22 protein-coding genes are annotated in these 25705 nt (G+C 73.0%); 15 read left to right on the top strand and 7 right to left on the bottom strand.

All coding sequences use genetic code 11. The annotated features are described in order from the left end of the window. The first annotated feature begins 11 nt into the window (after nt 1-11). Nucleotides 12-659 carry a response regulator transcription factor gene (locus ACZ6W9_RS02445; protein WP_362929385.1) on the top strand — a complete coding sequence of 216 codons (648 nt, stop codon included), beginning with the start codon at nt 12-14 and terminating at the stop codon, nt 657-659. Between the two features lie 434 nt (nt 660-1093). Further along, entirely contained in the window at nt 1094-2527 is a 1434-nt protein-coding gene (locus ACZ6W9_RS02440) for a tetratricopeptide repeat protein (RefSeq protein ID WP_389959080.1), read from the top strand. Between the two features lie 125 nt (nt 2528-2652). On the opposite strand, the gene ald is transcribed toward ACZ6W9_RS02440, so the two are convergent. Next, nucleotides 2653-3768: an alanine dehydrogenase gene (ald, locus tag ACZ6W9_RS02435; RefSeq protein ID WP_362929379.1), complete on the bottom strand. Its 1116-nt coding sequence runs from the start codon at nt 3766-3768 to the stop codon at nt 2653-2655. A 110-nt stretch (nt 3769-3878) separates the two neighbouring features. Next, complete coding sequence (locus ACZ6W9_RS02430; RefSeq protein WP_362929377.1) at nt 3879-5273, bottom strand: aspartate aminotransferase family protein; 1395 nt, start codon at nt 5271-5273, stop codon at nt 3879-3881. A gap of 284 nt (nt 5274-5557) precedes the next feature. Here ACZ6W9_RS02430 and ACZ6W9_RS02425 point away from each other — a divergent pair, with 284 nt between their 5' ends. From ACZ6W9_RS02425 to ACZ6W9_RS02385, 9 genes are all read left to right on the top strand, one after another. Further along, nucleotides 5558-6904 (top strand): M20/M25/M40 family metallo-hydrolase, encoded by a 1347-nt coding sequence (locus tag ACZ6W9_RS02425; RefSeq protein WP_389959077.1) that lies wholly within the window; start codon nt 5558-5560, stop codon nt 6902-6904. A gap of 248 nt (nt 6905-7152) precedes the next feature. Beyond that, on the top strand, nt 7153-8019 hold the full coding sequence (locus ACZ6W9_RS02420) for an ATP-binding cassette domain-containing protein (RefSeq protein ID WP_470116589.1): 867 nt from the start codon (nt 7153-7155) through the stop codon (nt 8017-8019). After that, nucleotides 8016-10301: a YhgE/Pip family protein gene (locus ACZ6W9_RS02415; RefSeq protein WP_470116588.1), complete on the top strand. Its 2286-nt coding sequence runs from the start codon at nt 8016-8018 to the stop codon at nt 10299-10301. The genes ACZ6W9_RS02420 and ACZ6W9_RS02415 overlap by 4 nt, the downstream gene beginning before the upstream one ends. Then, a complete protein-coding gene (locus ACZ6W9_RS02410; protein ID WP_389959068.1) occupies nt 10298-11026 on the top strand; it encodes a TetR/AcrR family transcriptional regulator in 729 nt (242 codons plus the stop codon). The genes ACZ6W9_RS02415 and ACZ6W9_RS02410 overlap by 4 nt, the downstream gene beginning before the upstream one ends. Nucleotides 11027-11401: 375 nt before the next feature. Continuing rightward, complete coding sequence (locus tag ACZ6W9_RS02405; RefSeq protein ID WP_470116587.1) at nt 11402-13186, top strand: substrate-binding domain-containing protein; 1785 nt, start codon at nt 11402-11404, stop codon at nt 13184-13186. A gap of 232 nt (nt 13187-13418) precedes the next feature. After that, a complete protein-coding gene (locus ACZ6W9_RS02400; RefSeq protein ID WP_470116586.1) occupies nt 13419-14594 on the top strand; it encodes an MFS transporter in 1176 nt (391 codons plus the stop codon). A gap of 86 nt (nt 14595-14680) precedes the next feature. Next, nucleotides 14681-16504 carry a substrate-binding domain-containing protein gene (locus ACZ6W9_RS02395; protein WP_470116585.1) on the top strand — a complete coding sequence of 608 codons (1824 nt, stop codon included), beginning with the start codon at nt 14681-14683 and terminating at the stop codon, nt 16502-16504. Then, nucleotides 16504-17256, top strand: a complete 753-nt coding sequence (locus ACZ6W9_RS02390) for a hypothetical protein (RefSeq protein WP_362929361.1) — start codon at nt 16504-16506, stop codon at nt 17254-17256. Before ACZ6W9_RS02395 ends, ACZ6W9_RS02390 begins: the two co-directional genes overlap by 1 nt. A gap of 21 nt (nt 17257-17277) precedes the next feature. Further along, nucleotides 17278-18042 (top strand): PspA/IM30 family protein, encoded by a 765-nt coding sequence (locus tag ACZ6W9_RS02385; protein ID WP_362929359.1) that lies wholly within the window; start codon nt 17278-17280, stop codon nt 18040-18042. 82 nt (nt 18043-18124) lie between these two features. Here ACZ6W9_RS02385 and ACZ6W9_RS02380 read toward each other — a convergent pair whose 3' ends face one another. Next, nucleotides 18125-18649, bottom strand: coding sequence for a cysteine dioxygenase family protein (locus ACZ6W9_RS02380; RefSeq protein ID WP_470116584.1), 525 nt, complete (start codon nt 18647-18649; stop codon nt 18125-18127). Between the two features lie 74 nt (nt 18650-18723). Here ACZ6W9_RS02380 and ACZ6W9_RS02375 point away from each other — a divergent pair, with 74 nt between their 5' ends. Next, nucleotides 18724-19662, top strand: a complete 939-nt coding sequence (locus ACZ6W9_RS02375; protein ID WP_362929355.1) for a LysR family transcriptional regulator — start codon at nt 18724-18726, stop codon at nt 19660-19662. Nucleotides 19663-19677: 15 nt separating this feature from the next. Here ACZ6W9_RS02375 and ACZ6W9_RS02370 read toward each other — a convergent pair whose 3' ends face one another. Beyond that, complete coding sequence (locus tag ACZ6W9_RS02370) at nt 19678-20136, bottom strand: MarR family winged helix-turn-helix transcriptional regulator (RefSeq protein WP_362929353.1); 459 nt, start codon at nt 20134-20136, stop codon at nt 19678-19680. 240 nt (nt 20137-20376) lie between these two features. On the opposite strand from ACZ6W9_RS02370, the gene ACZ6W9_RS02365 reads away from it, so the two are divergent. Next, on the top strand, nt 20377-21012 hold the full coding sequence (locus tag ACZ6W9_RS02365) for a LysE family translocator (RefSeq protein WP_362929351.1): 636 nt from the start codon (nt 20377-20379) through the stop codon (nt 21010-21012). Nucleotides 21013-21241: 229 nt separating this feature from the next. Here ACZ6W9_RS02365 and ACZ6W9_RS02360 read toward each other — a convergent pair whose 3' ends face one another. The 3 genes from ACZ6W9_RS02360 to ACZ6W9_RS02350 all read right to left on the bottom strand — a co-directional run bounded on the left by ACZ6W9_RS02360 (nt 21242) and on the right by ACZ6W9_RS02350 (nt 23631). After that, nucleotides 21242-21472 carry a hypothetical protein gene (locus tag ACZ6W9_RS02360; protein ID WP_362929349.1) on the bottom strand — a complete coding sequence of 77 codons (231 nt, stop codon included), beginning with the start codon at nt 21470-21472 and terminating at the stop codon, nt 21242-21244. Nucleotides 21473-21637: 165 nt separating this feature from the next. Further along, the gene (locus ACZ6W9_RS02355) at nt 21638-22654 is read right to left on the bottom strand and encodes an aldose epimerase family protein (protein ID WP_389959045.1); all 1017 of its coding nucleotides are present in this window, start codon (nt 22652-22654) and stop codon (nt 21638-21640) included. Continuing rightward, the gene (locus ACZ6W9_RS02350) at nt 22651-23631 is read right to left on the bottom strand and encodes a LacI family DNA-binding transcriptional regulator (protein ID WP_389959043.1); all 981 of its coding nucleotides are present in this window, start codon (nt 23629-23631) and stop codon (nt 22651-22653) included. Before ACZ6W9_RS02350 ends, ACZ6W9_RS02355 begins: the two co-directional genes overlap by 4 nt. A gap of 269 nt (nt 23632-23900) precedes the next feature. On the opposite strand from ACZ6W9_RS02350, the gene ACZ6W9_RS02345 reads away from it, so the two are divergent. Beyond that, nucleotides 23901-24821: a carbohydrate ABC transporter permease gene (locus ACZ6W9_RS02345; protein WP_362929343.1), complete on the top strand. Its 921-nt coding sequence runs from the start codon at nt 23901-23903 to the stop codon at nt 24819-24821. Further along, nucleotides 24818-25702: a carbohydrate ABC transporter permease gene (locus ACZ6W9_RS02340; protein WP_362929341.1), complete on the top strand. Its 885-nt coding sequence runs from the start codon at nt 24818-24820 to the stop codon at nt 25700-25702. The genes ACZ6W9_RS02345 and ACZ6W9_RS02340 overlap by 4 nt, the downstream gene beginning before the upstream one ends. The last annotated feature ends 3 nt before the right edge of the window (nt 25703-25705 follow it).

Genomic DNA, 25705 nt, shown 5'->3' with positions numbered 1-25705 from the left:
CAGGAGACCGCATGATAAAGATCGTCATCGCCGACGACCAGGCGTTGGTCCGGGCCGGGTTCCGCGCCCTGCTCGACGCCCAGCCCGGGATGACCGTGGTGGCCGAGGCCGCCGACGGGGAGCAGGCCCTGAGGCTGGCCGCCGAGCACGGGCCCGACGTGGTGCTGATGGACATCCGCATGCCGGGCATGGACGGCCTGACCGCCACCCGCCGGATGCCCCCCGGCCCGAAGATCATCATCCTGACGACCTTCGAGCTGGACGAGTACGTCTTCGAGGCCCTGCGGGGCGGCGCCAGCGGCTTCCTGGTCAAGGACACCGAACCGGACGAGCTGATCCAGGCGGTCCGCGTCGTGGCCGCCGGGGACGCGCTGCTCTCCCCCGGCGTGACCCGCCGCCTGATCGCCGAGTACGCCAGCCGCGCCAAGCAGCCCCACCCGGCCCGCGAGCTCGCCCTGCTCACCGACCGTGAGCGCGAGGTGCTCGGCCTCGTCGGCACCGGCATGACCAACGACGAGATCGCCGCCAAGCTGTTCATGAGCCCCGCCACGGCCAAGACCCACGTCAGCCGTGCCATGGTCAAACTGCACGCCCGCGACCGCGCCCAGCTCGTCGTCATCGCCTACGAGACCGGCCTGGTCCGCCCCGGCTGGACCTGACCCTCCCTTTGCGAACCCTCCGCCCCGCGAGGCGGCGCCTGGAATACTCATCGTGTTCACAAGGACACTAAGGGGAATCATGGTGGTCGTCATGACAACGCATCGGAGGTCCGCCGACCTGAGGCCGACCCCCGAGACCGCGTCCCGCCCCCTGCCCGGTACGGCACGTCGCCGGTCACGCTCCGTGTCGATCCCGTTCCCCGCCCGTCACCGGAACGACTGACGGGTACGGCGCGCCCCGGCGCGGCGGCGTAACGGCCGCCCCTGCGAAAGGCGGTCATTTTTCGGCCCGTCCGGGAAAAATTTCAATTACACTCCGTGCTCGCCCGGTCACGTGGCAATCTGTCGGATGTCCTGACGAGGAGGGTGACATGGGGTGGTGGCCCGATGGTCCGGAGACGGTTTCGACCCGGGCGACCCCCCGGAGTACGGCGGTGCCGCCTCCCCGTGGCGGCCGCCACGGCTCCGGCCCCGATCCGGGCCCCGGCCCGGCTCCCGGGCCGGGTCTCGATCCGCACATCGGGCCGGATCCCGACCCGGGTCTCGGCCCGGACGAGGAGGCGGAGCTGCTGTCGGCCGCGTACGGCGGCGACACGCGGGCCGCGCACCTGCTGGGCCGGCACTTCGCCCGGCGCGGCGACCGGGCGGCGGCCCGCCGCTGGTGGGAGCGGGCCGCCGCCGGGGGAAACATGGACAGCGCCTACAACCTGGGCCTGTGGCACGAGACGCACGGCGGTTCCGACGACGCCGTGCGGTGGTACGAGCTGGCGGCGGACGCCGGTGACGCCGAGGCGGCGGCCGGTCTGGCGAGGCTCCTGCTGGAGCAGCGCGGCGACGTGCCCGGCGCGCGGCGCTGGTTCGAGGCGGCGGCGCGGGGCGGATGCCGGGCGGCGGCGCGGCGGCTGGCGCTGATCTGCGAGGACGCCGGTGAGACGAGGGCCGCCGGGGAGTGGCATCGCAGGGCGGCGGTGGCGGGCGACCTGGCCTCGGCCCACGACCTGGGGTTCATCGCCTACACCCGCGGCGAGGACGACGAGACGCTGCGCTGGTGGGAGCTGGCGGCCCGGGGCGGCCACGCCGACGCCGCCTACCACCTGGGGCTGTTCCTGCGAGCCGACCGCGACCCCGAGGGAGCCGAGGCGTTCTACCGGCTCGCGGCCAAGAGCGAGCATCCCGGCGCCGCGTCCCAGCTCGGCGGGATCGCGCTGTCCCGCGGTGACCTGCGCACCGCCCGCGCCTGGTTCGAGCGGGCCGCCCGCGCCGGGCGGATCGACGACCAGCGGATGGCGGGGTTCGTGTGCGTGGAGCTGGGCGATCCGCGGACGGCCGGCCACTGGCTGGGCCGGGCCGCGGCCGGGGGCGACCCGGAGGCGGCCTTCACCTTCGGCCTGCTGCTGATCGCCGAACGCGGCGACGTGCGGGGCGGGCGGCGCTGGTTCCGGGAGGCGGCGCGGGCCGGGCACCGCGGGGCCGCCGCCGAGCTGGCCTCGCCGACCGTGGAGGCGGGGCAGCGGCGGCCGGCGGTCGTGCTCCCGCCGTTCTGGGACCGTTCGGCCTCGCCGGAGCTGGTGGCCCGCGCCGAGCTGACGGCCGCCGCCGTGGCGCGGCAGGGCGGCACCCCGCTGAAGGTGGCGGACCTGACCGAGATCCTGGGCACCTGGGATCTGGTGACCCGGCCGCCGCGCGACCGCGCCGGCGCGCTGGCGTGGCTGGCCGGGCGGAGCGACCTCCCGCGGGACGCGCTCGCGCACCTGGCCTCGGTGCGGGACACGCTGCTGCGCCCGGGCGGCGCCCCGTGGCCGACCCCCTCCGAGGTCGAGCGGGTCCTGGCGGTCGCCCGCGACCTGCGCTCGTCCTGGCCGCTCTGACGCCGCCCCGCACGGCCGGTCCCGCACAGGCCGTACGGGTCCCGCCTCGCACGGCCCGGCCGCGCACAGCCGTACGGCCCGCCCCGCGCGGCAGGAGCGCGGGAAGCGGGCCGTACGGGGTCGGGTCAGGCGGCGAGGACCTCGGAGACCGGCGTGTACGGCAGGTCGAGGGCGAGTGCCACCTGGTCGTTGGTGAGCCGTCCGTCGTGGGTGTTGAGGCCCGGGGCGAGGGCGGGGTCCTGCTGCAGGGCCGACTTCCAGCCCAGGCCGGCCAGCTTGACCGCGTACGGCAGGGTCGCGTTGGTCAGCGCGTAGGTGGAGGTGTTGGCCACCGAGCCCGGCATGTTGGCCACGCAGTAGAAGACCGAGTCGTGCACCTTGTAGGTCGGCTCGGCGTGCGTGGTCGGCCGGGAGTCCTCGAAGCAGCCGCCCTGGTCGATGGCGATGTCGACGAGCACGGAGCCCGGCTTCATCCGGGAGACCAGGTCGTTGGAGACGAGGGTGGGGGCCTTGGCGCCGGGGATCAGCACCGCGCCGATGACCAGGTCGGCCGCGAGGACCTCCCGCTCGATGGCGTAGGAGTTCGAGACGAGGGTCTTCAGGCGGCCCTGGTAGACGGCGTCGATGTGGCGCAGGCGGTCGATGTTGAGGTCGAGGACCGTGACGTCCGCGCCCATGCCGACCGCGATCTGCGCCGCGTTGAGTCCGGAGACGCCGCCGCCGATGACGACGACCTTCGCCGGGGCCACGCCGGGCACGCCGCCGGGCAGGATGCCGCGGCCGCCGTTGAAGCGCATGAGGTTGTAGGCGCCCACCTGCGGGGCGAGGCGGCCGGCGACCTCCGACATCGGGGCGAGCAGCGGCAGGGTGTCGCCGACCTGCACGGTCTCGTACGCGATGCCGGTGACCTTCCGCTCCAGCAGGGCGTCGGCGCACTCGCGGCCGGCGGCGAGGTGCAGGTAGGTGAAGAGCACCTGACCCTCGCGCATGCGGTGGTACTCCTCCGAGATCGGCTCCTTGACCTTGAGGATCATCTCGGCCTCGGCCCAGACCTCGTCGGCGGTGTCGAGGATCTTGGCGCCGGCGAAGAGGTAGTCCTCGTCGGGCAGGTGCGAGCCGAGGCCGGCGTCGCGCTGGACGTACACCTCGTGGCCGTGGCGGACGAGTTCGTGCACGCCCGCCGGGGTGGCGGCGACGCGGTATTCGTGGTTCTTGACCTCGGCGGGCACGCCGATCTTCATCGCGGTTCCTTTCGGTGCCGACGGGACGCCGGAGAAGCGGGGGGTGAAGGGGCAGGGTAGCGCCGCGCACCGGTACGGGGACGCGCGGCGCGCGGCGCGGCGCCGTACGGCTAGAGCAGGCTCCACGCCTCCGTCAGCACGGAGCGCAGAATCGACTCGATCTCGTCGAACTCCTTGGGACCGCAGATGAGCGGCGGGGCGAGCTGGATGACCGGGTCGCCGCGGTCGTCGGCGCGGCAGTACAGCCCGGCGTCGAACAGGGCCTTGGACAGGAAGCCGCGGAGCAGGCGCTCGGACTCGTCGGCGTCGAAGGTCTGCTTGGTGGTCCTGTCCTTGACGAGCTCGATGCCCCAGAAGTATCCGGAGCCGCGGACGTCTCCGACGATGGGCAGGTCGAGCAGGCGCTCCAGGGTGGCGCGGAAGACCGGCTCGTTGCGGGTGACGTGGCCCAGGAGGTCCTCGCGCTCGAACAGGTCGAGGTTGGCCAGGGCGACGGCGGAGGAGACGGGGTGTCCGCCGAAGGTGTAGCCGTGGGCGAACATCTCGGTGCCGCCCTTGAACGGCTCGAACAGCCGCTCGGAGGCGATCATGGCGCCGATCGGGGAGTAACCGCTGGTCATGCCCTTGGCGCAGGTGATGATGTCGGGGACGTAGTCGAACTTCTGCCCGCCGAACATGGTGCCGAGACGGCCGAAGGCGCAGATGACCTCGTCGGAGACCAGCAGGACGTCGTACTCGTCGCAGATCTCGCGCAGGCGCTTGAAGTATCCGGGGGGCGGCGGGAAGCAGCCGCCGGCGTTCTGCACCGGTTCGACGAAGACGGCGGCCACGGTGTCGGGGCCCTCCATCTCGATGGCGCGGGCCACGCGCTCGGCGGCCCAGTAGCCGTACTGCTCGGGGGTCATGCCGGGCACGCCGGTGATCTCGTCGGCGCGGTAGTGGTTGGTGTTCGGCACCCGCACCGAGCCGGGGACGAGCGGCTCGAACATCTGCTTGAAGGCCGGGATGCCGGTGATCGACAGGGCGCCCTGCGGGGTGCCGTGGTAGGCGATCTGGCGGCTGATGACCTTGTGCTTGAGGGGGCGGCCGGTGAGCTTGAAGTACTGCTTGGCGAGCTTCCAGGCGGTCTCGACGGCCTCGCCGCCGCCGGTGGTGAAGAAGACCCGGTTGAGGTCGCCGGGGGCCTGCTCGGCCAGGCGCTGGGCGAGCTCGGCGGCCTTGGGGTGGGCGTAGGACCACAGGGGGAAGAACGCCAGCTCCTGGGCCTGCTTGGCGGCGGCCTCGGCCAGCTCGCTGCGGCCGTGGCCGGCCTGGACGACGAACAGCCCGGCGAGCCCGTCGAGGTAGCGCTTGCCGTGGACGTCGTAGATGTACGAGCCCTCACCACGGACGATCATCGGCACTTCGGAGTCCTGGTAGGCGCCGTGCCGGGTGAAGTGCATCCAGAGGTTGTCCTGGGCGGCCCGCATGATCGAGGCCACGTCGGTGTTTTCGGGGTGCGTCATTGCCATCTTCCCTCGCTGAGCTGGGCTGCCAACCAGTGTGCCCGGAAAATACGGACATTGACAAGTGAAAACGTGGCTTCGGTGTGAAACAGCGTCGAAATCCGTGGCTGCGGTACGCTACGGCAACGAAATCCGCGCACTCATATCGGGGCGGAACGGGCAGCGCACGCCCCTCGGGCCGCAGGTCGGAAGTGGGATGTGCTGGAATCGGACGTTGGAGCGGCCCGCCTCACCGGCCGCTCCACAACGGAAACGATCAGATATCGAGATGCGGGGTAAAGTTCGTGACTCCTGACGAGATCGAGGGCGCCGTCGCCGCCGGCATGCCTCAGGCGGTCGAAGACCTCAAGCGGCTCGTCGCCATCCCCTCGGTGGCCTTCCCCGGCCACCCGGAGGAGCCGGTGCACGCGGCCGCCGCCGCCACCGAGGAGCTGCTGCGCAGCGCGGGGCTGCCGCACGTCCGCCAGATCCCGGTGGACGGCAGCTTCCCCGCCGTCTACGCCGAGGCCCCGGCGCCTCCCGGCGCGCCGACCGTCCTGCTCTACGCCCACTACGACGTCCAGCCCGCCGGGGACCCGGTGCTGTGGCGCACCCCGGCCTTCGAGCCGACGGAGATCGACGGCGCCCTCCACGGCCGCGGCGCCGCCGACGACAAGTCGGGCGTCATCTCCCACGTGGCCGCCCTCCGCGTCTTCCAGGGCCGCTTCCCGGTGGGCGTCAAGGTCATCATCGAGGGCCAGGAGGAATACGCCGGGGAGCGCCTGGAGGCGTTCGTCGAGCGCAACCCCGAGCTGCTCCGCGCCGACGCGATCGTGGTGGCCGACACCGGCAACCCGCACGTCGACGACCCGGCGGTGACGACCTCCCTGCGCGGGATGGGCGCCTTCACCGTCGAGGTGCGCACCCTGGAGGAGGCGCTGCACAGCGGCACGTTCGGCGGCGCCGCCCCGGACGCCCTCGCCGCGCTGCTCCGCATGCTGGCCTCGCTGCACGACGACAACGGCGACGTCCGCGTCCCCGGCCTGCCGCACGGCGTCTTCCTGGGGGATGGCCCCTCGGAGGAGGACTTCCGCAAGGGCGCGGGCGTGCTCGACGGCGTCTCACTGGTCGGCTCGGGCTCGCTGGCCGACCGGCTGTGGGCCTCCTACGCCATCACGGTCACCGGCCTCGACGTGCCGACCGTCGCCGGGGCCATCAACGCGGTCCAGCCGGTCGCGCGCGCCCGGGTGACCGTACGGGTCCCCCCTGCCGCCGACCCGAGGACGGCCGTCGAGTCCGTGGTCGACTTCCTCAACCAGGTCGCCCCCTGGGGCGTCAAGGTGAGCTTCAGCGACTACGTCGCCGGCTCCGGATTCCTCGCCGACTCCGGCGGCACGGCCCGCACCGCGCTGAACGAGGCGATGGAGCGCGCCTACGGCCGCCCGCCGCGCGACGTCGGCACGGGCGGCTCGATCCCGCTGGTCTCCACACTGGCCAGGCAGTTCCCGGCCGCGTCGATCCTGCTGTTCGGCGCCGAGGACGACGACGCCTCGATCCACGCGCCCAACGAGCGCGTGGACCTCGGCGAGCTCCGCCGCAACATCCTGGCCGAGGCGCTCTTCCTGCAGCGGTACGGCGCCGCGACGGCCTGAGGCCCGCCACCCGGCCCCTTCCGGCCCCCGGCCTTCCGGTGGGGAGGCCGGAAGGCCGGGGACCGGAGGACCGGAGACCGGAACGGGCCCGCCGGAGGCCGGAGACCCGAAGCCGGTCCGCCGAAGCCGGTCCGCCGAAGGCCGGTCCGCGGAGGGCCGGCCGCCGAGAGCCCTGCCCGCCCTCGGGCAGGGCTCTTTTCACGTGATAGTTTTTATACTGACTGGTCAGTTTAAAGAACGGAGGGTGCGTGGTGTTCCGAGGAGCCGAGGTGCGCGCGACGGGTCTGTCGCTGAGAGGCGACCACGGCTGGGCCTACCGCGGCGTCACCCTCCACGCCGAGCCGGGCGGCGTCACGGCGGTCACCGGCCAGGCCGGCACCGGGCGGACGAGCCTGCTCCTCACCCTGGCCGGGCGGATGAGGCCCACCGAGGGCACGCTCTCGGTCGCCGGGCACACCACGCCGAAGACGATCCGGCGGATCGCCGCGCTCGGCCTGGTGGACGGGGTGAACGACCTGGAGAAGGCGCTGTCGGTCGCCGAGCACCTGCACGAGCGGTCCCCCGGTCTCCTCCGGCGCGGCCGGCAGGAGGCGCGCGCCGCGCGTGCCCTGGAGCTGGCCGGCCTGGACCTTCCGCCCGATGACCGGACCCTGGTCCGCGACCTGGGGCGGGAGCAGCGGATCCGCCTGGGCGTCGCCCTCGCGCTGCTCGACGAACCGGGGCTGCTGGTCGCCGACGACATCGACGTCGGCGTCACCGCGGACCGGAGGGAGGCGATCTGGGGGACGCTGTCGGACCTGGCCGCCCTGGGGCTGACCGTCGTCGCCTCCTGCGTCGAGGACGCCCCGGTGCCGTCGGTGCGCCTGCCCTCCGGAGCCGCGGCCCCGGAGGCCCCGAAAGCCCCGGAAGCCGAGGCGGGTACGGCGGGCGCGGTCGTCCCCTTCGCCGGGCAGTCACCGCCGGAGCCGCCCGCCGGCCGGGCTCGGACCGCGCCGCGCCGGGACGCGCCGGACGGGGGGACGCCGGACGGGCGCGGAGCGGGAGCCGTACCGGGCGGGGGCGGCGAGGACGACGGACACGCGGCACGCGAGGAACACGAAGGAGAGAACCGATGAGGGCGCTGGGACCGGGACGGCTGGAGCTGCGGCGGTTCACCCGCTCACGGCTGACCCGCTCGGCGCTGGCCGGCGTGGTGATGCTGCCGCTGCTGTACGCGGGGCTGTACCTGTGGTCGTTCTGGGACCCGCAGGGCCACCTGGAGAACATCCCGGTCGCCCTCGTCATGGAGGACCGGCCCGCCGAAGCCGGCGGCAGGACGATCGACGCGGGCCGCGACCTGGCCGACGAGCTGCGCGACCGGAAGGTCTTCGACTGGCACCGGGTCGACGCCCGCGAGGCCGCCGACGGCGTCAACGACGGGAGCTTCTACCTGTCGCTGACCATCCCCGCCGACTTCAGCGCCCATCTCGCCTCGCCGTCCGAGAAGGACGGCACACCCACCCCCGCCGAGCTGGGCGTGCGGGTGGACACCGGCCGCAGCTACATCATGGGCACCATCTCCGACGCGGTGTTCGCCGAGGTCAGGGAGGCGGCGGGCCGTACCGCTCTCAAGGACTACTGGGACGACGTCTTCGTCTCCTTCGGGGAGCTGCACGACGCCACCGCCAAGGCCGCGAACGGCGCGGACGAGCTCCACGACGGCGCGGCGAAGGCCGGCGAGGGCGCGTCCTCCCTGAACGACGGCCTCGGCCAGGCCCGGAACGGCGCCCACCAGCTCGCCGTGGGCCTGGGCAGCGCCGACACCGCGACCGGGAAGCTGGCGGCCGGCGCGGACAGACTGGCCGGAGGTCTGGGCGAGGCGGAGAGCGGCTCACGCAAGCTGGGTGCGGGGCTGACCAAGCTCACGAGCGGCGCCGAGCAGGTCGCGAAGGGCAACGCCAAGGTCTACGGGCAGGTCCACGGACAGGTGACGAAGCTCAACGCCGTGGCCGATGAGGTCATCCCGGCTCTGGAGGAGAACGGCACGCGTCTCGCGGCGCTCGCCGAGGCCGTGCGACGCGGCGCGGACGACGTCGCCGACGGCGCGGGGGCGCTGCCCGGCGCGGTCAGGCAGAACGCGGACCAGGCCGGTCGGCAGGCGCAGGAACTGCGGAACCTGCTGGACGACGACCCCGACGCCGACCCGCGGCTGCGGGCCGTCGCCGACCGGCTCACCCAGTCCACCCAGGAGGTCGCGAGCGGCCTGGACGGCGCGGGCGGCGGTGACGCCGGAAACGCCGTGGCCCGGCTGCGGCAGAGCGCCCAGCGGATCTCCGAGATCGCGGACCGTACGGCGAAGCTCGCCCCGACCGCCGGTGAACGGCTCGGCCAGATCAGGGACAAGATCAACGAGCTGGACGCGGGGCTGGGCAAGCTGGCGGACGGCTCGGCCAAGGTGTCCCAAGGGCTCGGCGACGCGTCGGCGGCGAACGGCAAGCTCACCGCCGGGCTGGCGAAGCTCGGTGACGGCGCCGGACAGCTGTCCGGCGGACTGGCCCGGCTCAACGGCGGCATCGTCAAGCTGAGCGACGGCGCGGCCCAGGTGGACAGCGGCGTCGGCCGCCTGCACCGGGGCGCCGGGGAGCTCAGCACCGGCCTCGGCAAGCTCACCGACGGCTCCGCGGAGCTGAGCGACAAGCTCGGCGACGGGGCCGGGGAGATCCCCGACTACGGCAAGGGCGAGCGCGCCGACCGCAGCGACATGATGAGCGAGCCGGTCAGAGTGGCCAAGCAGGTCCTCAACGAGGTTCCCAACTACGGCACCGGCTTCGCGCCGTTCTTCGTCCCGCTCGCCCTGTGGGTGGGCGCTATGGTCAGCTACATGGTGCTGCGGCCGCTCAACCCCCGTCTCCTCGCCGGCACGGCCACCGCGTGGCGGATCGCGGTGGGCGGCTGGCTGCCGGGCCTGGTGCTGGGCGCGGCCCAGGTGGGCGTGCTGCTGGCGGTGCTGCGCTTCGGGCTCGGCATGGAGGCCGCCCACTGGGCCGGGGTGGCCGGGATCCTGCTGCTCACCGCGGCGGCGTTCCTCGCGGTCGTGCAGGCGGTCAACGCGCTGCTCGGCCCGCCGGGCCGGGTCGTGGTGCTGGCCCTGCTGATGCTGCAGCTCACCTCCTCGGCCGGCACGTACCCGATCGAGACCTCGCCGGGCTTCTTCCAGACGATCTCGCCGTGGCTGCCGATGAGCTGGGTGGTCAGCGCGCTGCGCCGGCTGATCAGCGGCGGCGACCTCACCGTGGTCTGGCAGGCCTGCGGAGTTCTGGGCCTGACCGTCGCGGTGGGCCTCGCGCTGACGGTCCGCGCGGTGAACAAGGGCCGCACCTGGTCGCTGCGCCGCCTCCACCCGGAGCTGGCGCTGTGACCGCCGGCGCGGCCTCGTCGAAGACAGCGGCGAAGACGGGAGGGCGGCGGGCCGAGACCCGGCTGAAGCTGTTCACCGCGGCCGTGGAGGTGATCGCCGAGCAGGGCTACACCGCCGCCACGGTGGAGGCGATCGCCGAGCGCGCCGGGGTGGCCAAGGGCACCGTGTTCTACAACTTCGGCAGCAAGGAGGCGCTGTTCGCGGCGATGCTCGACCACGGCATCGAGCGCCTGGCCGGCGCGCTGGCCGAAGCGGCCTCGCCCGCCCCGGCGGCCTCGGTGACTTCGGCGGCCTCTGCGGCCTCTGCGGGCGGACCGGGCGGAGCCGCACCGGGCGGGCCGGGCCCCGCCGCACCGGGTGACGCCGTGCCGGCTGGCGCCACGGCACTGGAGGCCCTGGACGCGGTGGTCATGGCGCAGCTCCGGTTCTTCGAGGAGTACGGCGCGTTCGCCCGGGTGCTGCTCGCCGAGATGTGGCGCACCGCCTGGCAGGACGCGGTGGCCAGGCTGCGCGACCAGGTGCTGGGCGTCTACGCCGACGTGCTGCGCCGGGCGGTGGCCGAGGGCCTGGTCCGGGAGGGCCTGGACGTCGAGACCGCGGCGACCGCCGTGTTCGGCATGGTGGTGACCGTGTCCATCGAGCGCCGGGCGCTGCACCCGGACCGCCCATTGGAGGAGCTGCACGCCACGCTCGCCGACCTGCTGCACCGGAGGGTCACCGGCTGACCGGCCCCGCACCGGCTCGGGCCGGGAGTGGCCCGGTTCCGGAGCCGGGAGGCCGGTCCCGGCCCGAGCCGGAAGCGGCCCGGTTCCGGAGCCGGGAGTGGCCCGGATTCGGAGCGGGAAGCCGGAGAGCGGGAAAGCCGGGGAGCAGGGAGGCCGGGAGCGGCCCGGATTCGGAGCGGAGAGGCCGGGAGGCGGAGAGGCCGGGAGGCGGAGAGGCCGGGAGGCGGAGAGGCCGGGGGCGATCAAGAGGAGCCGGGAGAATCGGAAGGCCGGAAAGCAGGTTCCGGAATGCCCGAAAATTCGGAATAACCAGGGGAGACGGCGTCCCCCGGCGTTTCCCTTGTCCCGGCGGACCGGCCTTCCTACGATCACCCCGTGGCCTACACCCCCGCACGTCCCCGCCGGAGGATCCTGCCCTACCTCCTGGCCGTGGTGCTCGCCGTCGGGCTGATCGCCGGACTGCGCTGGTACACCGGCCGGGAATCGGGCGTCGCCGAGCCGAGCGCCTGCCGGGGCGAGGCGACGCGGATCCGCCTGGCGTCCTCCCAGGACAAGATCTGGCTGCTGCGCGAGGCCGCCAAGGCGTACAACGGCCGGGCCGTCGCCGGCCGGTGCGCCGAGGTGGTGGTCGACGAGGCCAACTCCGGCACCGCGATGCGGGCGCTCGCCCGGGGCTGGAAGGACACCGACGGCCCGCGGCCCGACGTGTGGTCGCCCGCCGCCTCGGCGTGGGTGACGCTGCTGCGCCAGCAGGCCGGAGGCTCCGACGGCACCGTTCCGGTCGCCGACGCGAAACCCGTCCCGATCGTGACCGCCCCGCTGGTCTTCGCGATGCCCAGGCCGATGGCCGAGGCACTGGGCTGGCCGGGCAAGGCCGTCGGCTGGTCGGACCTGGCCGCTCTGGCCGGTGACCCACGGGGCTGGGCGAAGTACGGGCACCCGGAGTGGGGCCGGTTCAAGCTCGGCAAGACCAACCCGAACTACTCCAGCAGCGGTCTCAACGCCACCATCGGCGCCTACTTCGCCGCCACCGGCACGACGTCCGACCTGACCGCCGCGGACGTCGCCGACGCGAAGACCCGCGCCTTCGTCAAGGGCGTCGAGCAGTCGATCGTCCACTACGGCGACATCTCCATGACCTTCCTCGGCAACCTGCTCCGCGCCGACGACCGCGGCGAGGCGATGTCCTACATCTCCGCGATCACCATCGAGGAGAACTCGGTCACCGACTACAACCGGGGCAACCCGTCGGGCAACCCGGCCACGCTGGGCCGGCACGCCCCGCCGCGCACCCCGCTGGTGGCCGTGAACCCCAAGGAGGGCACGCTCTACTCCGACCACCCCTACGTGCCGCTGACCTGGATGGACCCGGCGAAGAAGGCGGTCGCCGACGACTTCCTGGCCTACCTGCACAGCGCGCCGGTGCAGGCGAAGTTCACCGAGTACGGCTACCGCGGCTTCGACGGCAGGCCGGGGCCCCGGGCCACCCGGGAGAACGGCGTCGTCCCCGACGCGAAGATCACCGCGCTCAGCCCGCCCACCCCGTCCGTCATGGACAAGGTCCTGCGGAGCTGGTCGGAGCTGCGCAAGCGGGCCAACGTGCTGATCGTGGTGGACAGGTCCGGTTCGATGGAGGAGGAGGCCACCGGCACCGGGCAGAGCCGCCTGGAGCTGGCCAAGAAGGCGGTGGCCGGCGCGCTGCCGCAGTTCCGCGGGGACGACCGCGTCGGGCTGTGGGCCTTCTCCACCGGGCAGGACGGCGGCCGCGACTACCGGGAGCTGGTCGGCGTCGAACCGGTGTCGAAGACCGGCTCCGCGCTGCGCGACCGGATCGGCGAGCTGACCGCCCAGGGCGGAACCGGCCTCTACGACACCGTCCTCGCGGCCGTCGACCGGATGCGCCGCGCCAGGGACGAGGAGGCGATCAACGCGGTGGTCTTCCTCACCGACGGCAAGAACGAGAAGAACGGCGGCAGCGACCTGGACCACCTGCTCTCGCGGCTCAACCCGGAGGTGCGCCTGTTCACCATCGGCTACGGCGAGGGCGCGGACCAGGACGTGCTGCGGCGGATCGCCGAGGCCACCGACGGCGCCGCCTACGACTCCTCCCGGCCCGACACCATCGACCAGGTCTTCACCAGCGTGATCTCCAACTTCTGAGCGGGCGCCGGTACCCGGCGCCCGCCCCGGCGACGGTGCGGTCCTCAGGACGACGCGGTCCGGAACCCGTCTACGCCCTCCCGGGCGACGCCGTGGTCCAGAGACGACGCGGTCCGGAACCCGCCCACGCCCTCCCCGGCGATGGTGTGGTCCGAAACCTGCCGGTGCTCACCGCCTCGTCGCTGCTTGGCTGGATGCCCGCAGTCCGCACGCCCTCGCCTGGACGGGAACCATGCCGACGACCACGCTCACCCGGCCCCGCCCGGCCCTCATCGACTGGCTCGCGATCATCTCGCTCACACTGGGGATCTTCGCCATCGTCACCAGCGAGATCCTGCCCATCGGCCTGCTGCCCGACATCGGCGCCGACTTCGGCGTCTCCGACGGCATCACGGGGCTCACCATGACGCTGCCCGGTGTCGTCGCCGCGGTCGCCGCGCCCGTCGTCACGCTGACCACCGCCCGTCTGGACCGCCGCGTCATGCTGTGCGTCCTCATGGCGGTGCTCGCCGTCGCCGACGTCCTGGCGGCCGGGGCCGCCTCCTACTGGGTCATGCTGGTCTCCAGGGTGCTCGTCGGCCTCACCATCGGCGGTTTCTGGTCGATCGGGGCGGGGCTGGCCGGTCGCCTGGTGGCGCCGCCGTCCGTCGGCACCGCCACCGCCGTGATCTTCTCCGCCGTGCCGCTGGGCTCCGTGCTCGGCGTGCCGGCCGGAACCCTCCTCGGCCAGCTCGCCGGCTGGCGGGTCTCGTTCCTCGCCCTGGCCGCGCTGGCCGTCCTCGTCCTGGCCGCCCTGCTGGCGCTGCTGCCGCCGCTGCCCGGCGACCGGGCCACCGGCCTCCGTGTCCTGATCGGCCTGCTGCGCACCCGGGGCGCCGCCGCCGCCCTGCTGGCCACCTTCCTCGTCGTCCTGGCCCACTTCGGCACCTACACCTACGTCACGCCCTTCCTCCAGGACGTCACCGGTCTGCGTCCCGCGGCCGTCAGCGCCGTCCTGCTGGCGTACGGCGTGGCCGGGATCGCCGGCAACTTCCTGGCGGGCAGGGCCGTCACCACGCACCCCCGAGGCGCCTTCGCGGCCTGCGGCTTCCTGATCGCGGCCGTCACCCTGCTGCTGCCCTGGGTGGGCACCACGGCCGCCGGCGCCACGGTGGCACTGGTGCTCTGGGGCCTGGCCTACGGCGGCGTGCCCGTCTGCTCGCAGGCGTCGTTCGCCGGCGCCGCCCCGCACGCGCCCGAGGCCGCCATGGTCGTCTTCACCTCCTCGTTCCAGGCGACCTTCGCCCTCGGCGCGTTCCTCGGCGGCCGTCTCGTCGACGCCTTCCCGATCTCCACCGTGATGATCTGCGGCGGGCTGACCGCCCTTATCATGGCCGTGTCCCTGCGATCGCTCGCCGGGCCCCGCTGAGTCCTCCGGGCACCGATCGCCACGGAGGCGAACTTCGGCGGGGGCTCATTCGTCGGACATATACCGACACCCCCCGGGAGGCAGGGTTGTACCAGCAGCCGCCGCGACGCCGCAGGAACTTCGCCCCGTTCGTCATCGCGGTCATCCTCGCCGGAGCGATGATCGTCGGCCTGCGGTTGTACGTCGAGAACAGGGGGCCGGACCGCGCGGCCGGTGACTCCGGGCGCGGCGCCGGGCGGTGCGACGGTGAGAAGACCACGCTGACCGTGGCCGCGTCGCCGGAGAAGGCCGGGCTGCTGCGGGAGATGGCGGACCGCTACAGCGGCCGGGAGGTCGGCGGGCGCTGCGCCGAGGTGGTCGTCCGGAACGTGGCCAGTGGCGGCGCGATGCTGGCCCTGGCCCGCGGCTGGGACGAGCGCGCCGACGGCCCCCGTCCCGATGTCTGGTCCCCGGCGAGCAGCGGCTGGATCACCCTGCTGCAGCAGCGCGCGGCGGCGGCCGACACCGGCTCGCTGGTCGCCGCGGAGAACCCGTCGATCATCAAGACGCCGCTGGTCGTCGCGATGCCCAAGCCGATGGCCGAGGCGCTGGGCTGGCCGGGCAGGAAGCTCGGCTGGTCCGACCTGCTCGACCTGTCCACCGGCTCCTGGGCCGGCCACGGCCACCCGGAGTGGGGGGCCTTCCGCCTCGGCAAGACCAACCCCAACTTCTCCACCAGCGGCCTGAACGCCACCATCGGCGCCTACTTCGCCGCCACCGGCCTGTCCGGCGACCTGACGGAGAAGAACGTCGCCGACGCGAAGACCCGGGACTTCGTCCGGGGGGTGGAGCGCTCGATCGTCCACTACGGCGACACCACGCTGACGTTCCTGTCGAACCTGCAGCGGGCCGACGACGCGGGGGCGGGGCTCGGCTACATCTCCGCGGTGGCCGTGGAGGAGAAGTCGGTCTGGGACTACAACCAGGGCAACCCGACCGGCGACCCCGCGACGCTGGGGAAACACGCCAAGCCCCGGGTGCCGCTCGTCGCGATCTACCCCAAGGAGGGCACCCTCTACTCCGACAACCCCTACGCCGTGCTGACCGCGCCGTGGGTGGACGACGCCAGGCGCGCGGTCGCGGCCGACTTCCTGGCCTACCTGCGAGCGGCGAAGCAGCAGGACCGCTTCGCCGAGTTCGCCTTCCGGTCCCACGACGGGAAGGCCGGAAAGCTGATCACCGAGGCGAACGGGCTGCTGCCGTCCGAGCCGAGGAAGACGCTCGACCCGCCCGCCCCGAACGTGCTGGACAAGGTGCTCGCCGGCTGGGCGGACCTGCGCAAGCCCGCGAACGTGCTCCTGGTGATGGACGTCTCGGGTTCGATGGGGGCCTCCGTGCCGGGCACCGGGAAGAGCAAGCTGGACCTGGCCAAGCAGGCGGCCTCCAACGCGCTGTCGCAGTTCGGCCCGCAGGACACGGTGGGTCTGTGGATGTTCTCCACCCAGCGGGACGGCCCCAAGGACTACCTGCAGCTGGTCCCGATGGGCACCACGGGCGCGGGCCGGATCAAGGACCTGCGGGCCAGGATCGACGGCCTGACGCCCGACGGCGGGACCGGCCTCTACGACACCGTTCTCGCCGCATACCGGCACGTGCTCGGCCGGCACGAGGACGGTGCGATCAACGCGGTGGTCTTCCTGACCGACGGCAAGAACGAGGACACCAACAGCCCCTCCCTGGAGAACCTGCTGCCCGACCTGCGCGCCGAGCCCGGCAGGGAGTCCGTGCGGATGTTCACGATCGCCTACGGCCAGGACGCCGACCTGAGCGTGCTCCGGCGGATCTCCGAGGCGACCGACGCGGCCGCCTACGATTCCCGTGAACCCGGGGGTATCGACCAGGTGTTCACCGCGGTGATATCCAACTTCTGATGTCCCGCATCGGTGAGGAACTCCGTGATCCCTGGGGGCTGCTGCTCGGCGCGACCGCCGGCGGAGCCGCCTGGGCCGTCAGCGTGCACCCGGCCGGCGCCGCCTTCGTCGGCGTCACCGTCTGGCTGGTGAAGGCGGGCGTCGCCGTCGCCCAGGGGCGCGGCGCGCGTCCTGCGGCGCGGGTCGTCACCGCGGACAGCCTGGAGGCCCGCTGGCTGGATCGGGCCGCCGCGGCGGCCCGCGACTTCGGCGAGCTGAGCGCCTCGCTGGAAGACGGCCCCCTCGCCGGGCGGATCGCGCTGATGCGGCCCCAGATCGACGACGCCCTGGCCACGCTGGAGCGTCTGGCCGAGCAGGCGTCCCGTACCGGCACGGCGCTCGGGCGCTTCGACACCGCCCGGCTCTCCCGCGAGCACGAGCGCCTGACCCGGGAGCTGAGAACGGCGAAGAAGGGTGTGATCGACGACATCGGCCGCGCCCTCACCTCGCTGGCCGCCCAGCGGGACGTGATCGCCCGGCTCACCGAGACCAGGGACCAGGTGCTCGCCCGGATGGAGTCGAGCGCCATCGGCATCGAAGGTCTCGTCGCCCGCGTGGTGGAGCTGTCGGCGATGACGACGGCGGGCGCCCTGGAGCCGGCCCGGGTCCTCGACGAGCTGGCCGACAGCCTCGAAGGGGTCCGGCAGGGCCTGCACGAGACCGAGCGGATCACCCGTGACGCGCTGGACCCCCACGACGCGCCGGACCGATGAGGATCGACAAGAGGAGCCCCAATGTTCAAGGTCGTCCGCCGGGCGTGGCGCTACCTGGCCTTCGCCCTCTCCGGCAGGCTGGACGAGCTGTCCGATCCGCGGATCCAGATCGAGCAGGCCATCCAGGAGGCCAAGGAGCAGCACCAGCGGCTCTCCCAGCAGGCCGCGGCGGTCATCGGCAACGAGCATGAGCTTCAGCTGAAGCTCACGCGCTCGCTGGAGGAGGCCGAGAAGCTCCAGGCCAACGCCCGGCAGGCGGTGCTGCTGGCCGAGCAGGCCAGGGCCGCGGGCGACGAGCGCAAGGCCCTCTCCTACGAGGACTCCGCCCGTGCCTTCGCCTCCCGGCTGGTCGCGGCGGAGACCGCCCTGCAGGACGCCCGGCTCATGCACGAGCGCGCCGCGCAGTCCTCGGCCCAGGCGCGGGCGGCGGTCGAGACCAACGCCATGGCCCTGCAGAAGAAGATCGCCGAGCGGATGCGCCTGCTGTCGCAGCTCGACCAGGCCGCGATGCAGGAGCAGCTCAACAAGGCCATGGGAGACCTGTCCGGCCTCGCCCCGGCCGGGGAGACCCCCACCATGGACCAGGTCCGCGACAAGATCGAGAAGCGCTACGCCCGCGCGCTCGGCGAGGCCGAGCTGACGTCGAACTCCGTCGAGGCCAGGATGATCGAGGTCGAGCGCGCCACCATCGACGTGGAGGGCGCGGCCCGGCTGGAGGCCATCAAGGAGAGCCTGGCCCTGGAGCGGAAGCCCGCCCAGGACGACCGCCCCGGTTCCACTCCCTGACCCGCGCCGTACGGCCGTGCGTTCCTGACGGGCCCGTCCGGGCCGCGGCCGATGCGGTGCCGTGCGGGCGGGGGCGGCGGGGTCAGCGGATCGGCAGGTCGTAGACGCGGCGGACGCTGCTCGGGGTGCCGCCGAGGTCGGCGCCGTAGATGTGGAGCGAGACGGCGGTGCCGTCCCCGATGTTGCGGACCCGGTGGATGTCGCCGGGCGGCGCGAAGCCGCTGACCTCGCCGGTCCGGTTCGCCGTACGGCCGATCTCGGTGAGGTGGTCGCCGTCGAGGCGGTAGAGCGTCTCGTACTCCACGCCCTGCAGCACGCCGAACACGCACCAGGCGACGTGGTCGTGGATCACGGTCTCCTGGCCGGGCCGCCAGACGACGGCGGCGACCGAGAAGCCCGCCTCGGTGTGCAGGACGTGGGTGACGTAGCGGTCCGGGTCTCCGACCCGCTCCTCCTCGGTGAGGATCCCGGGCGCCGGCAGCCGTCCGCGGAGCAGGTCCGCGACGGCGAACGCCGTCTCGCGCGGGCTCATGGCCTTCGTGACCAGCTCACGGGTCCCCTCGACGAGTTCCGCGAGGCCGGGCCGGGTGATGAGTGTGGTCTCCATGCCTCCAGCCTGCGCGACGGGAACACATACGTCCAATGCCATGTTTCCCGCTGATTCATAGATATCGTTGATACATGCTGGATCTCGTACGGCTCCGCGTGCTCGCCGCGGTGGCCAGGCACGGCTCGGTCACCGCCGCCGCGCGTGAGCTGCACTACTCCCAGCCCTCGGTCAGCCACCACCTGGCCCGGCTGGAGGCGGAGACGGGCGCCAAACTCGTCCAGCGGGTCGGCCGGGGCATCCGGCTCACCGAGGCCGGCCGGCTGCTGGCCGAGCGGGCCGCCGAGATCGCCGGCCGCGTCGACTCGGCGGCGGCCGAACTGTCGGCGCACGTGGGACTGCGGGCGGGCCGGGTCAAGCTGGCGGCCTTCCCCTCGGCGCTCAGCACGTTCGTGCCCGAGGCCGTCTCCCTGCTGGCCCGGCGGCATCCCGGCCTGGAGCTGCGCCTCACCGAGACCGAGCCGCCGGAGGCGCTGCGCATGCTGCGCGAGGGTCACGTGGACGCGGCGGTGGTCTTCCGCTACGACACCGCCCCCGAGGAGGACGGCGTCCGGCTGCTGCACCTGCTGGACGATCCCAGCTACCTGGTCGCCCCGGCCGCCTCCGAGGCCCCGTCCGGGATGGGTGTTCCCCCGCCCGCCGATGGCCTGACCGCCGATGATCCGGCCGCCGGTGACCTGACCGCCGGCGGTCTGGCCGCGCACCGCGGCGACCGGTGGATCGGCGGCTGCGAGCGCTGCCGCGTCCATCTGGTGGACCTGTGCGGCCGGGCGGGCTTCGAGCCGGAGATCGCCTTCACCACCGACGACATCGTGGCCGTCCAGGCGCTGGTCGTCGCCGGGATGGGGGTGACGGTGCTGCCCGGCCTCGCCCTGCGGGCGCACCGCCACCCCGCCGTCGAGGTGACCGAGCTGCCCGGCTCGACCCGTCGCGTCTACGCCGCCACGTACGGCGAACCGCCCCTCCCCCCGGCCACCGCCGCGCTGCTGGAGACGCTCGCCGCATCGGTCTGACGCGCTCCCGGGCCTTCAGCCGCGCCTGCCGCCGTGATGGTCGGCGAGGCGGGTGAGCAGGTCGACCAGGTTCCGCCGGTCGTCCGCGGGCAGCGGCGCGAGGAATTCGTCCTGGGCGGCGGCGAGCAGCCGGTCGAGGTGGGTGAGCTGCCTCCGGCCCGCCGCGGTGATGGTGACGACGTTGCGCCGGCGGTCTTCCGGGTCCGGTGCGCGCTCCAGGAGCCGCCGCTCGGCGAGGTCGTTGACGGTCGCCACCATGTCGCTGCGGTCGATGCCGATGCGGCGGCCGAGGGCCGCCTGGCTGGCGGGGCCGTACTCCTCCAGCGCGGCGAGCAGGGAGTAGTGGTAGCGCCGGAGGCCGGCCTGGGCGAGCGCCTGGTCCACGATCCGGTTGGCGGCCAGTGCCGCCTGGTTGGTCAGCCTGCTCGGCAGTGCGCGCAGCCGCCGCGGCGGCGTTCCCTCGGGGGTGTCCACGGAAGCAATGTAGCAAGTCGTTGGCCGCACCCATGATCACGCGCGTCACCGTCCGGACACCCGGCTCCCGGCTCCCGGCTCCCGGCTCCCGGCTCCCGGCTCCCGGCTCCCGGCTCCCGGCTCCCGGCTCCCGGCTCCCGGCTCCCGGCAGCGAGGGTGCCTCTCCGGTGCGGAGAAAGCACGGAGAAGGCGCGGAAAAACCGGCGGCGACGGCGAGGCCGGCCGCCCTACGATACGGACATGCCGGATCTGACGACACTCGCCCTCTTCACCGCCGCGACGCTCGCCCTGCTGCTCGTGCCGGGCCCCGCGGTCTTCTACATCGTGACCCGCAGCGTCGCCCAGGGCCGGAGCGCGGGGCTGGTGTCGATGCTCGGCGTCCACCTGGGATCGGTGGTGCACGTGGCCGCCGCGGCGCTGGGGATCAGCGCCCTGCTCGCCGCCTCGGCGACCGCGTTCGCGGTGGTCAAGTATCTCGGCGCGGCCTACCTGGTGTGGCTGGGGGTGCGCAAGCTGATGACCCGTTCCGGCGACCTCGACGCGGCCGCGCCGCCGATCGCCTCCCGCTCCCGGCTGTTCTGGGAGGGCTTCGTGGTCAACGTGCTCAACCCGAAGACCGCCATCTTCTTCCTGGCGTTCCTGCCGCAGTTCACCGACCCGTCGCGGGGAGCGATCGCCCCGCAGGTCATGCTGCTGGGCGTGATCTGGATCGTCCTCGGCGTCATCAGCGACGGCGCCTACGCCCTGCTGGCCTCGGCCATGGCGGGCCGCCTGCGCCGCTCGGCCCGCGCCCGCCGCCGGCTGGACACCGGCAGCGGCGTGATCTACCTGGGCCTCGGGGCCACCGCCGCGCTCACCGGCCAGGCCCACGCCTGACGGCGCCACGAGCCCACGCCTGACAGCGCCACCGGCCTACGAGCCCACGCCTGACAGCGCCACCGGCCTACGAGCCCACGCCTGACAGCGCCACCGGCCTACGAGCCCACGCCTGACGGCGCCACCGGCCTACGGGGCCACGCGCCTGACGGCGCCACCGGCCCGCGCCGCCTCACGTACGGCCGGGCCCGCGCCACCCGTGTACCGGCCGGGCCGGCGCCGGCCGGGGTCAGAGGTCCACCTCGCGGGAGGCGACGACGTTGAGCGCGCCGGGCTCCCGGCCCGCCGGGGTGACGAGGACGTGCCGGCCCGGCTCCTCGTACCCGTTCTCCGACAGCCACGTCAGCGTGTAGGGGTCGAGCCGGCTGAAGTGGATCGGGCAGCCGGGCGAGAAGAGCTCGGTGCCGACCGCGTCCCGGCCGGCCTCCCCCTCGATGATCGACAGAGTGTAGACGGTCATGGCAGGCCCCCCGAGAAAGACGAGCGGCCCGCGGAGCCCCCGCGGACCGCGTTCCCGCCGGGATTCATACCCCGGGCCGCCCGTCCGGCCCCGCCGTACCGCCCCGGTCGGCCGTGACGTCCCGGACCGGCGCGCCATGCGGGGCCGGCGCGCCGGTAGGGCCGGTCAGCGGAAGCGGTAGACGGTGGTGGAGGCGAACTCCTCGCCGGGCCGCAGCACCGTCGAGGGGAAGTGCTCCTGGTTCGGCGAGTCGGGGAAGTGCTGGGTCTCCAGGCAGAGCCCGGCGTGCCTGCCGTACGCCGTGGAGACGCCGTCGAGGAGGTTGCCGGTGTAGAACTGCACGCCGGGCTCGGTGGTGGTGACCTCCATGGTCAGGCCGCTCGCCGGGTCGGTGACCTCGATGCCGCCGTCCAGGACGTAGCAGTGGTCGTAGCCGCCGCCCAGCGCCGGGTCGTCGATGCGGTCCCCGATCCTGCGCGGTGCGGTGAGGTCGAACGGCGTGCCGGCCACCGGGGCGAGCTCGCCGGTCGGGATCTGCGTGTCGTCGACCGGCAGGTAGCGGGCGGCGTCGATGCGGACCACGTGGTCCAGCACGTCGCCGCCGCCGGCGAGGTTGAAGTAGGAGTGGTTGGTCAGGTTCAGCACGGTCGGCGCGTCGGTCGTCGCGCGGTAGTCGAGCCGGATCGCGTCCCCGGTCAGCGTGTAGGTGACCGAGACGGTCAGCGTGCCCGGGTAGCCCTCCTCGCCGTCGGGGCTGACGTAGGCGAGCGTCACCGCCTCCGGGGAGACCTCGGTCGCCCGCCACACCCGCTGGGAGAAACCGCCGGGCCCGCCGTGCAGGCTGTTGGGGCCGTTGTTGACCGGCAGCCGGTGGGTGACGCCGTCGAGGGTGAACCGTCCGCCCGCGATGCGGTTGCCGTACCGGCCGACGACGGCGCCGAAGTAGCGGCTGCGCGTCAGGTAGTCGTCCAGGGTGTCGCAGCCGAGCACGACGTCGACCCCGGAGACCTCCAGCGACTGGAGGACCGCGCCGTAGGTGAGCACCGACGCGCGCATCCGGCCGTTCTCCAGCGTGTGCCGCCAGACCTCCTCGCCGTCGGGTGTGGTCCCGAACGGCCGGCGCGACCCGGCCTCGTCCCCGGTCGCCGCGGTGTCCCCGTTCCGTGTGGCCTCGCCGTTCACGATCGCGCCTCTCCTGTGGATTCCCGGACGACCAGGCGGGTCTCCAGGGTGGTCAGGGTGGAAGTCCTGCCGTCGCCGACGGACTGCAGCAGCAGGTCGACCGCCATCCGCCCGGCGGCGGACGTCGGCATGGCGACGGTGGTCAGCTTCGGCCGGTTCAGCCGTCCGGAGACGGTGTCGTCGACGCCGACCACGCTGACGTCGTCCGGGACCCGCACGCCCCGCTCGTACAGGCCCTCGATGAGCCCGATGGCGACCAGGTCGTTGTAGGCGAGCACGCCGGTCGCGCCGGAGGCGACCACCTCGGCGGCGACGGCGAGGCCGCCCTGCTCGGTGGGCGCGTTCGGGCCGAGGATCACCAGTTCGGCGCCGGAGGCGGCGGCCGCGGCGGAGGCGGCCTCGCGCATCTGCCCGCTGGTCCACGAGCCGCTCGGCCCGGCGGCCAGGGCCAGCCTGCGGTGCCCCAGCCCGGTCAGGTGCTCGATCGCGAGCCGGGCGCCCTGGGCGACGTCCATCAGTATGGTCGGCATCCCCTTGATCCGCCGGTTCACCACGACGAACGGCACGTCGGCGTGCAGACGCTCGATGACCCGGTTGGACAGCCGGGGGCTGCACAGCAGCACCCCGTCCACCTGCTTGGTGAGGGTCTGGATCAGTTCCTCCTCGACCTGCGGGTCCTCGTCGGTGTCGGCGACGAACACATGGTAGTCGCGGGCCCTGGCGTGTGCCTGGGCGGCCTTGATCAGCGGGGGGAAGAACGGGTTGGAGATGTCGGCCACGATCAGGCCGATGTTGTGGGTGCGGCCCGTGGTGAGGGCGCGGGCGGCCCGGTTGGGCCGGTAGCCGAGGTCCTCGGCGACGGCGAGCACCCGGTTGCGCGTCTCGGTGTTGACCAGGTGGGGTGCCGAGAAGGTGCGGGAGACCGTCGAGACATGGACTCCCGATGCCCGCGCCACATCCCTGATCGTCGCTGCCACTGTGCTCCTTCGTCGCGCCCTGTCGCGCTCTCGTGCACATTAGTGCAAACGGTTGCAGCGCTGTCAACGGCACGGGATCGAGCTCCCCGGAACACCATGGCAACGGTTGCACCGAACCCGCTTCGGAAAATACGGGAAAACTCGCTGGTGAGCCCGGGTTTACCAAATTGAGCCCTTGACGTTGCGAACAGATGTCCGCCATGTTTCATGCAACCGGTTGCAGCTCGCGACGCCGAATCCCCCCGTCGAACACGAAGGAGTCGCCGGTCATGGCAATCTCCACGGCCTCCACGGCGAACCATCGGATGCGCCGGTCGCGCGGCGCCGCGCGAACCCCCTACCTGCTGATCGCCCCCGCGGTGATCGCGATGCTCGGGTTCCTGGTCTACCCGATGGCCAGCGTCATCTACTACAGCCTGCAGAACTACAACGTCACCAAACCCTGGGACAACGGCTTCGCCGGCCTGGACAACTTCCGCCGGCTGCTGTTCGAGGACCCGCTGTTCTGGCAGAGCCTCGGCTTCAGCGTCCGGTGGGTCGCCGTCGAGGTGGGACTGCAGCTGGTCTTCGGCCTCTTCCTGGCGCTGATCGTGAACGAGACCTTCGTCGGCCGGGGACTGTCACGGGCCCTGGTGTTCTCCCCCTGGGCCGTGTCCGGGGTGCTGACCACCGGGATCTGGGTGCTGCTCTACAACCCCACGACCGGTGTGTCCCGCTACCTCGCCGACCTGGGTCTCATCGAGTACGGCGCCGCCCCGCTGGCCCAGCCCGGCACCGTGTTCTGGGCGGCGGTCCTGGCCGAGCTGTGGCGCGGGGTGCCGTTCTTCGCGATCCTGCTCCTCGCCGACCTGCAGAGCATCCCCAGGGAGCTGTACGAGGCGGCGTCGGTGGACGGCGCCACCCGCCGCCAGCGGTTCCTGAACGTCACGCTGCCGCACCTCAAGGACGCGATCGTCCTGTCCACGCTGCTGCGCTGCGTGTGGGAGTTCAACAACGTCGACCTGCTGTACACGCTGACCGGCGGCGGCCCGGCGCACGCGACGACCACGCTGCCGCTGTACGTGGCGAGCAAGGCCGCGCAGTCCCACGACTTCGGGTACGGCTCGGCGCTGACCACCGCCGCGTTCCTCATCCTGACCTTCTTCTCGATCGCCTACCTGCGACTGAGCAAGTTCGGAGCCAAGTCATGACCGTCCAGACGGCCGCACGGCCACGTCTCCCCGGCCCGACGACGGCGCCCCGGGGCACGAAGAGCCGGGAGAGGATGCGGGTCAGCCGCTGGCAGATCTGGGTCCCGCTCGGGCTCTACCTCCTGTTCACGCTGGTCCCCTTCTACTGGATGCTGGTCTTCGCCGTACGGCCCAGGGGATCGACCTCGCTGCTGCCCTGGCCGGTCACCTTCGACAACTTCGAGACCGTCTGGAACGAGCTCGGGTTCGCGGTCTTCTTCAAGAACAGCCTGATGGTCGGCGTCGCCTCGCTGATCATGACCACGGTGATCGCGCTGGCCGGCGGCTACGCCCTGGCCCGGTACGACTTCCGCGGCAAGAAGGCGTTCATGCTCGGGATGCTCTGCACGCAGTTCATCCCCGGCGCGATGATGCTGATCCCGCTGTTCGAGATCTTCAGGACCCTCGGCCTGGTCAACTCGCTGTGGAGCCTGGTGATCGCCGAGACCGTCTTCCAGCTCCCGCTCTCGCTCATCCTGATCAGCGGCTTCATCCGGAACGTGCCGATCGAGCTGGAGCAGGCCGCGTGGGTGGACGGCTGCGGACGGCTGCGCGCCTTCTTCGCCGTCGTGCTGCCGCTGCTGCGCCCGGCGCTGGTGGCGGTCGGCTCCTTCGCCTTCATCCACAGCTGGAACAACTTCCTGTTCGCGCTGATGTTCGTCAGCGAGCAGGAGAAGTTCACGGTGCCGGTCGGCCTCGCCTACTCGCTGGGCGAGTTCAGCGTCGACTTCGGCGCGCTGGCCGCGGGCGGCGTCGTCGCCGCCGTGCCCGTCGTCCTGGTCTTCGCCGTCATCCAGCGCTATCTCGTGCAGGGCATGTCCGCCGGCGCGGTGAAGGGATGAGTC

It is taken from the genome of Streptosporangium sp. NPDC053982 (assembly GCF_055585205.1).
The sequence above is the reverse complement of the archived record's forward strand: the minus strand, read 5'-3'. Positions and strand labels throughout refer to the sequence as shown.